Below are 5252 nucleotides of genomic sequence, written 5' to 3'. Positions count from 1 at the left end.
GATCCATCCATGCCGACCAGGCAGGACACCGCATCTGACGATGTGTCGGAAGCGTCCGCCGGGAACGCCCGAACCGTCCGGCAGGCGGCACGTCCGCAACGGTCCGGTAACAGCAACTAGACCGCCCGGCGCCCCTCGTGAATACTTCCGTGAACAACGGGCACTTCACATTTGCGCAAACCTGGCTGTCTTCAAGCACAAACAAGCAGCCACGACCGGCTGCCCGCCCGTTGGACAGCCGACAGGTGCACCGAGCGGCGGCCTCCCCCAGCCCCCGCGACGCACCGGTGCGGTGCTCGGCTTCTGCACTCCCAGGAACGAACCCCCGCCCCCGGCCCGGGTTCGCAGGACGAAGGCGGTACACGGCCATGAACAAGCGGCTCCTCGGCATCCCCCTGCTGTGCGCCACCGCGGCGCTGACGCTCACCGCGTGCGGCAGTGGCGGATCCAGCGGCTCCGGCGGCGGGAACGTCACCCTCAAGCTGGTCGCGGCCGACTACGGCGACAAGGCCTCCAACAGCTCCAAGGGCTACTGGGACGGCGTCGCCGCCGCCTTCACCGCCGCCCACCCCGACATCAAGGTCGACGTCCAGGTCATCAACTGGAACGACATCGACAGCCAGGTCAAGACCATGATCCAGAGCGGGAACGTCCCCGACGTCCTGCAGACCGGCGGCTACGCCGACAAGGTCGCGGACGACCTCCTCTACAAGGCCGAGGACGTGCTCTCCACCGCGACCAGGGCCAACCTGATCGCCACCTTCGCCGACGCCGGAAAGGTCAAGGACACCCAGTACGGCATCCCGTTCGTCTCCTCCGCCCGCGCCTTCTTCTACAACAAGGCCCTCTTCCAGCAGGCCGGCATCGCCCAGCCCCCCACCACCTGGGACGAACTCAAGGCCGACGCCGAGAAGATCAAGGCGAAGGTGCCGGGCGTCGTCCCCTACGCCCTGCCGCTGGGCCCGGAGGAGGCCCAGGGCGAGAGCATGATCTGGGAACTCGGCAACGGCGGCGGCCACACCGACCGCAGCGGCGCCTACACCGTCGACAGCCCGGCCAACGTCGGCACCTTCAGCTGGCTGAAGGCCAACCTGGTGCAGCCGGGCCTCACTTACGCCAACCCCGCCACCACCGACCGCAAGACCGCCTTCGCCGACTTCGCCGCCGGAAAGACCGCCATGCTCAACGGCCACCCCTCGCTCATCTCCATGTCCACCGAGGGCAAGGTCGACTACGGTGTGGCCCCCATCCCCGGCAAGACCGGGCCGCTCAAGTCCACCCTGGGCGTGGCGGACTGGACCATGGCGTTCAAGAAGAACGGCCACGCGGCGCAGATCAGGACCTTCCTCGACTTCGCGTACGCCAAGGAGAACACCCTCAAGTTCGTCGAGACCTACAACCTGATGCCCGTCACCCAGGACACCCTGAAGGAGATGAGCACGGGCGGCAAGCACAAGGACCTCGAGCCCTTCTTCGCCCTGCTGCCCGGCGCCGCCTTCTACCCCCTGGGCGACACCGCCTGGGACGCGGTCTCCGCCGAGCTCAAGAAGGGCATCGGCTCCGCGGTCGCCGACGACCCCGCCAAGGTCCTGGGCGACCTGCAGAAGAAGGCCCAGGCCGCGGTCGCCGACAAGTAGCCCGCCCGCGCCCCCGGTTCCACGGCACCGCACGCCCACGGCACCGCACGCACGGCACCGCACCCGCCGCATCCGCGGTTCCCGCCGCACCCTCCGGGTGGCGCGCGCCCTCCCGCGCGCCACCCGGCCGGCGGAGCCCGCACGCCCGGAAGGCACCCTCGTGTCCCTCAAGTCAGCTTCCCCACAAGGCCGGAGGGCCGGCCGGCGCCCGCCCGCCCGCTCCCTCGCCGCCCGGCTCGGCCCGCTGCCGTGGATCGGCCCGGCCGTCCTGCTGATCGTCCTGGTGGTCCTGTGGCCGGTCTACGAGATGATCCGCACCTCCTTCCTGCGGATCAGCACCAGCGGCTTCGTCCGCGGCTCGGCCGGACTCGACAAGTACCGCAAGCTCTTCGACGAGCCCGACCTCGGCCGGGTGCTCGTGCACACCGTGGTCTGGACGCTGGCGGTGGTCGGGCTGACGATGCTCCTCTCGCTGGCCCTGGCCCAGCTCTTCGACCAGCGCTTCCCCGGGCGCCGCTTCACCCGCTGGGCGCTGATCGCGCCCTGGGCGGCGTCGGTGCTGATGACCTCCATCGGCTTCAAGTGGATGCTCAACCGGACCTCCGGGGTGCTCAACACGCTGCTCGCCGACCTGGGGCTGATCGACGCCCCCCGGGACTGGCTCGGCGACCCCGACACCGCCTGGCCCTGGATGATGCTGGTGGCGGTCTTCGTCTCACTGCCCTTCACCACCTACACCCTGCTCGCCGGCCTCCAGACCGTCCCGGCCGAACTGCACGAGGCGGCAAGGGTGGACGGCGCCACCGCGTTCCAGAGCTACGTGCGGATCACCCTGCCGCTGCTGCGGCCGGCCTTCCTGGTCGGCCTCGTGATCAACCTGATCAACGTCTTCAACTCCTTCCCCGTGATCTGGGGCATGACCCAGGGCGGGCCCAACAGCGACACCGCCACCACGACGGTGTTCATGTACCAGTTGAAGAACACCGACATCGGCGAGTCGGCCGCCATGTCCGTCGTCAACTTCGCCCTGGTCGTCCTGATGGTCCTCCTCTTCCTCAGGGTCAGCCGGTGGAACCAGGAGGAGAACTGATGCAGCGTCAGACCGTGCTCCGGGCCCGGCGCGAGCCGATCCGCCCCCGCACCCTCGTCGCCACCGCCGCCGCCTGGGGGCTGGCCGCGCTGTTCCTGCTGCCGTACCTGGAGATGGTCGTCACCGCCGTCCGGCCGGCCGACGAACTGCGGGACGCCGGCTATCTGCCCAGCCACTTCGCCTGGTCCAACCTCGTCGACGTCTGGCGGGACTCCACCCTCGGCGTCAACCTCCGGGTCACCCTGCTGGTCGCCGGCGGCTCCACCCTGCTGGCCCTCGCGGTGGCCCTGCCGGCCGCGTACTGCACCGCCCGCACCCGCTTCCGCGGCCGCAAGCTGTTCCTGCTGCTCGTCCTGGTCACCCAGATGTTCCAGCCGACGGCGTTGCTGGTCGGGCTCTACCGCGAGTTCCACCAGCTCGACATGCTCAACTCGGTGTGGACGCTGATCCTCTGCAACGCCGCGTTCAACCTCGCCTTCACCGTCTGGATCCTCACCGCCTACATCGGCTCCATCCCGGTGGCGCTGGAGGAGGCCGCGATGCTCGACGGGCTCGGGCGGTTCGGCACCCTGCGGAGGGTGGTGCTCCCGCTGGCGATGCCGGGCATCGTCACCGCGGTCGTCTTCACCTTCATCTCCGCCTGGAACGAGTTCGTGATGGGCCTCACGCTCTCCACCCGGTCCGACAGCCAGCCGCTGACCGTCGGCATCAACAGCTTCATCGGCAACTACACCGTCCAGTGGAACTTCCTCTTCGCCGGCTCCGTGATCGCGATCCTGCCGGTGGTGGTGCTGTTCGCCGTCATCGAGCGCCATGTCGTCTCCGGCCTCACCGCCGGTTCGGTCAAGTGACCGGGTACGCAGGGGCGTCGGGGGCGTCGGGGGCGCCGAGGACAGATGCCCCCGACGCCCCCGGCGCCGCCGGCTCCCCGCCGAGGTGGACGCTCAGGCCGCCGTCGGGAAGTCCTTGCGCTTGATCTTGGCCCGGCGGCCGTCGGGGTGGTGGAACACGATGCCCTCCGCCAGGGTGCCCGGGGCGTAGCGGCTCTCCAGGCCGGCGAGGAACTCCCGCAGACCGTCGTAGCTGCGCGGCACGGCGGTGTACACGGGCGCCGCCAGGTCGAACGGCACGCACAGGTGGTCGTCCAGCTCCAGCGGGTTGCCCTGGATCCGCGGGCCGAGGGCCTCGCAGGCGTGCTCGCCGTCCGGCCAGGCGGTCACGTCGGTGTTGCCGGCCGCGGTCAGGATCCAGCGGTCCTCGGGCCCGTTCTGGTCGGTGTCGACGTACCAGCCGTCGACGATGCCCTGCTGCTTCTGCGCCTTGCTCGGGTTGCGCCGCTTCTCCACCCGCACCAGGTGGCCGCCGCGGACGGTCAGCCGCACATTGGTGCCGTCCAGCTTCTCCGTCGGCGCGCCCTCCCCGGCGAAGACCCAGGCGCACTCGGCCCGTGGACGGTCCATGACGCGGAAGTCGCCGTCGCGTTCGAACAGCGTGGGGATCTTCTCCATGACCTGCCTACCTCTCCTGACCTGCCCGACCAGTTCCTCGTGCGTGATCGCCCCCGTGGCCAGCCCGCTCGCCAGCGACCGCACCAGGTCCGCGACCGAGACCTCGGCGTCCACGGCGACGCGCTTGAGCGCCTTCTTCTCCTCCGGCGACACCCACGCGACCAGCCGTGACCAGCCGTCGGGCGGGGTCCAGCGCGCCAGTCGTTCCGGGTCCTTGCGCGGCCGGCCGCGCCGTTTGGGCTCTTCCTCCATGACCGGGAGCGTAGAAGCCCGTTTGATGTTGTGTCAATTGGCATAACAGTAATTCCGACGGCGCGGAGGCGCGAGGAGGGGCCGCTGACCAGGAGAATGGTGCGGCACAGTCCACCGGAAATCCCCGGAAGTACAGAGAGAGCGAACCCCCACATGGATCTCGCCCGTACCCGGAGCGGTCGTCCGTCCCGACGAACGGCTCTCCTGGCCCCGGACCGCGGGGCTCGGCGCCCAGCACGTGGTGGCCGTGTTCGGCGCGAGCTTCGTGGCGCCGGTGAATGCATGATCAGACCCGAGTTGGTCGTACCTGGAGATCTGACGGTGTCGACAGGCGTCGGCCACGAGCGAGGAGCGGTATGAAGGTCGGGTTCGGGTGGAAGCTGCACGGGGACGGCCGCGCGCCGCAGCCCGGGGTGGTGGTGCGGCCGGACGAGCGATTGTCCTGGGGGCGGACGGTCGGGCTCGGGGCGCAGCACGTGGTGGCCATGTTCGGGGCCACTTTCGTGGCTCCCGTCCTCATGGGGCTGGACCCGAACCTCGCGGTGATGGTGTCGGGTGTGGCGACGGTGTTCTTCCTGTTGGTGACGGGGGGTCGGATTCCGTCGTACCTGGGGTCGAGCCTGTCGTTCGTGGGGGTGGCGGCGGTCATCAGGACGCAGGGCGGGGATGCGGCGACGCTGACGGGGGCGTTGTTGGTGGTGGGTGCGGTGCTGGCGGCCTGCGGCGGGGTGGTGCAGGCGCTGGGCGGGAAGGTGATCCATGCGG

General features: G+C 69.9%; 5 protein-coding genes. 4 read left to right on the top strand and 1 reads right to left on the bottom strand.

What is annotated here, in order from left to right; genetic code table 11:
* The first annotated feature begins 368 nt into the window (after positions 1 to 368).
* The 3 genes from VR45_RS39385 to VR45_RS39375 all read left to right on the top strand — a co-directional run bounded on the left by VR45_RS39385 (position 369) and on the right by VR45_RS39375 (position 3578).
* Positions 369 to 1637 (top strand): extracellular solute-binding protein, encoded by a 1269-nt coding sequence (locus VR45_RS39385; protein WP_045944772.1) that lies wholly within the window; start codon positions 369 to 371, stop codon positions 1635 to 1637.
* 160 nt (positions 1638 to 1797) lie between these two features.
* Positions 1798 to 2727: a sugar ABC transporter permease gene (locus tag VR45_RS39380; protein ID WP_045944771.1), complete on the top strand. Its 930-nt coding sequence runs from the start codon at positions 1798 to 1800 to the stop codon at positions 2725 to 2727.
* Positions 2727 to 3578, top strand: coding sequence for a carbohydrate ABC transporter permease (locus VR45_RS39375; RefSeq protein WP_045944770.1), 852 nt, complete (start codon positions 2727 to 2729; stop codon positions 3576 to 3578). The genes VR45_RS39380 and VR45_RS39375 overlap by 1 nt, the downstream gene beginning before the upstream one ends.
* A gap of 93 nt (positions 3579 to 3671) precedes the next feature.
* On the opposite strand, the gene VR45_RS39370 is transcribed toward VR45_RS39375, so the two are convergent.
* Positions 3672 to 4487 carry an RNA ligase family protein gene (locus VR45_RS39370; protein ID WP_234326630.1) on the bottom strand — a complete coding sequence of 272 codons (816 nt, stop codon included), beginning with the start codon at positions 4485 to 4487 and terminating at the stop codon, positions 3672 to 3674.
* A 356-nt stretch (positions 4488 to 4843) separates the two neighbouring features.
* Between VR45_RS39370 and VR45_RS39365 the strand changes: the two genes are divergently transcribed.
* Positions 4844 to 5252 (top strand): solute carrier family 23 protein (locus VR45_RS39365; RefSeq protein WP_045944769.1); only part of this gene is annotated, 409 nt, incomplete at its 3' end.

Source organism: Streptomyces sp. NRRL S-495, from assembly GCF_000966955.1.
In the GTDB taxonomy this organism is placed as follows: Bacteria; Actinomycetota; Actinomycetes; order Streptomycetales; family Streptomycetaceae; genus Kitasatospora; species Kitasatospora purpeofusca.
This window is presented reverse-complemented; position numbering and strand designations above follow the sequence as displayed.